Raw genomic sequence first — 1666 nt, 5'->3', positions numbered from 1 at the left:
GCGGGCTGCTGTCGCCCGCCGTCGTGCCGCTGGCCCTGGCGAGCGCCGTCAACAGCACGATCAATGTCGCCACAGGCGTGTGGAACGCGGCCACGACATCCGCGCCCGAACCCGTCCAGTCCGCCACGCAGACGCCGCTTGCCGCGTTGTCAGCCGGGATTGTCGCCCCGGCGGACAATGCGGACACCACCTATGCCGACGGGGTGACGGACCTGCTGGTCAATGTCCCGGCCGCCGTGGCGGCGACGGTGTCCACCGGCACGACGGCCGCCATCGCACCGGCAACGCAGGTGGCCGACGGCAGCCAGACCAGCGTGGACCCGGCGCAGGCGACGGCGCTGCTGCTGGACGGTGCCACGCAGATCGGCACGCAGGCGCAGGCACTGTCGGTGAAATCGCTGGCCCCGGCCGACGTGCTGGTGATTGCCCTGGTGGCGCGCGCTGGCACCGTGGCGCAGGCGCTGGCAACGCAGTCGGCCGTGACCTACGCCAGCCAGTCGGATGCGATTGCGGGGCGCAATGCAGTGACGGGCGCGCTGGACGATCTGGCGGATGACCTGACCAATGTGATCGCGGCCGGGGCCGATGTGGCGCTGGGCGATCTGTCGGGCGCGATCCGCGATGCGCGCACCGCCGTGGTGGCGGATATTTCGTCGCGGCTGGGACGCCTGCCCAAGGTGATCGCGGTGCCGGTTCCGCGCCAGATCAGCGCGTGGCTGATCGCCTATGCCGTGGCGGGCGACACGCCATCGGACGTGGCGAGTGTGTGGGATGACCTGGTCAGCCGCAACAACCTGACGCACCCGGCACTGGCAGGCCCCGGCAGCGTGGACGTGCTGGAAACCACGACATGAGCGGCACCACGAACACCACCGTCACCGCGCGCGGCATGACCGTGATCGTCAACGGCCGCACGCTGAAAACCTACACCATGGCCGAATGCGGCCGTGACCTTGGCGATATCTGCGGGGCGTTTCACGTCGAATACCTGGACGAGGTGCGCGCGGCGCAGGCGTTGGGCGGCGACCCGCCGGAATGGGCCGCGATCCGCGAGAACGATCCCGTGGAAATCCGCATCCACGGCGTCACCCGCCTGCTGGGATATGTGGACGATATCCAGTTGGAAATGTCCGACGGGGAAATCCGCGCGACCATTTCCGGCCGTGACAAAACGGGAGACCTGGTTGATGCGTCGGCCAACCCGACAGGACCGGGCGAATACCGCTCCATTCATCTGGTGGATGTCATCGGGAATCTTACCGGCCCGTTCGGGCTGGCGGTATCGGCCGACGTGGATACGGGTGATCCATTTACCCTGGTCGCGGTCGATCCGGCCGAACCCGCGATGTCCACGATCGAAAAGCTGTCGCGCCAGCGCGGGGTTCTGGTCACGTCTGATGGCGTGGGCGGGATTATCCTGACGCAGGCAGGCAGCACGCGCGCACCGGGCAACCTGACGCTGCCGGGCAATGTGTTGCGCATGGAATCACGGGTGCCCGCACAGTCGGCCGGTCTGCTGGCGCGGCGTGGCTGGGTTGGGGACATCTGCCTGCCTGAAGGCCAGCGCCTGGGCACCCGGGCCTGGCTGGAGGCACGCGGGAAACAGACCGAGGACACGCGCGCCCGGCTGGCCGGATACACGGCCGAAAGCGTGGAGCCGATTGCC

1 protein-coding gene and 1 pseudogene are annotated in these 1666 nt (G+C 68.7%); both read left to right on the top strand.

Features of this window, described 5'->3' with window-relative positions; genetic code table 11:
- Positions 1-854: pseudogene (locus HNH97_RS16695) on the top strand (DNA circularization N-terminal domain-containing protein); the annotation flags it as partial.
- On the top strand, positions 851-1666 hold an 816-nt coding region (locus HNH97_RS16690; protein WP_171791635.1), incomplete at its 3' end, for a phage GP46 family protein. The pseudogene HNH97_RS16695 and the gene HNH97_RS16690, both read left to right, overlap by 4 nt.

The organism is Gluconacetobacter entanii (assembly GCF_013155425.1).
Lineage (GTDB): Bacteria > Pseudomonadota > Alphaproteobacteria > Acetobacterales > Acetobacteraceae > Novacetimonas > Novacetimonas entanii.
This window is presented reverse-complemented; position numbering and strand designations above follow the sequence as displayed.